This window comes from Blautia glucerasea (assembly GCF_020537505.1).
Classification (GTDB): domain Bacteria; phylum Bacillota; class Clostridia; order Lachnospirales; family Lachnospiraceae; genus Blautia_A.
Genome location: NZ_JAJBMO010000078.1, coordinates 1 through 1,075, shown reverse-complemented (window position 1 = coordinate 1,075; position 1,075 = coordinate 1). Strand labels below are relative to the sequence as shown.

The 1,075-nt window shown below is 42.1% G+C and carries 1 protein-coding gene; it reads left to right on the top strand.

From position 1 onward, the window contains the following. A partial coding sequence (locus LIQ05_RS19270; protein ID WP_226822924.1) for a helix-turn-helix domain-containing protein occupies positions 1-893 on the top strand: 893 nt, incomplete at its 5' end. Between the last annotated feature and the right edge of the window lie 182 nt (positions 894-1,075).

Sequence of the window (1,075 nt, the reverse complement as noted above, 5' to 3'; positions counted from 1 at the left end):
TTCCGGCTGATATGGGAACAGGTCAGATTTCGCAAGTTGTTACAAAGCAAGGAGCTGTTGTATCAGACTGGAAAATGAACTATTTTTCAGATATGAATGTGCAGGGTGTAAGCTGCGAAGATTATATTCAACTTTTATTTTGCTTCAATGATGGCGTATCGTGGAATATTGCAGATGCGCGTCAAAGTGTCAGCATCCAGAAAGGCGAATCCTGCATTTATCGAGGACATGGTAAAATGGAATACTTGTGTTATTCCGGGAAGAAAGATTTTCTTTTCAAGAATATAAAAATTCCCATGCCCTATTTTCACAAAATTTTGAATGACTACTTTGAAGATAGTGAAATAAACGCTTATGAAAAGAAATTACTGACAGGAATTTCAAAAGTGAGCGTTACCCCGTATATGGAACACATTTTTGCGGAGGTAAAAGATTTTACGCAATATCGCGGCGGGTTGGGATACCTGTTTCTGGAAAGCAAGGTCTTTGAGCTGCTATCGGTATATTTGAGCGAGGTCCTGGAGCTGAGTATTCTCGCGTCAACCTACGTTGCAATTTCCAGAAGTGACCGGGATTCCATCATAGAGGCAAAGCGAATTATTGACAGCCAGCTTGCCCTGGCTCCGAGCTGCGAGGAATTGGCGCGGCAGGTCAATATCAGCACTTCAAAATTGACGAAGGGCTTTTCCTCCCTGTTCGGAACATCGGTTCATGCGTATGTCATCGACCAGCGGTTAGAAAAGGCGGCAAGCCTGCTGTTAGAAAGTAATTTGAATGTCAGCCAGGTGGCTATACTGGTGGGATATTCAAAAGCGAGCAATTTCGCAGCGGCGTTCAAAAGGAAATACGGAGTGAATCCGAAAAACTATAAAGCAGAAGCTACGATTGGATAAATGCAAAAATACTGATTTTGGGTAGAATAAAATTGGTTTTGGGTTGGAATCGTGGGCGCAAATTGCTATTATATGTGGTGTGGTTAGAAAAAGCTAACCACACCACATTTTCATTTTCTCAGAGATAAGGAGGATACTGGTATGAGTTCCCAGAAAAAAAGTTCCCGGCTTGAGGGAAAAGA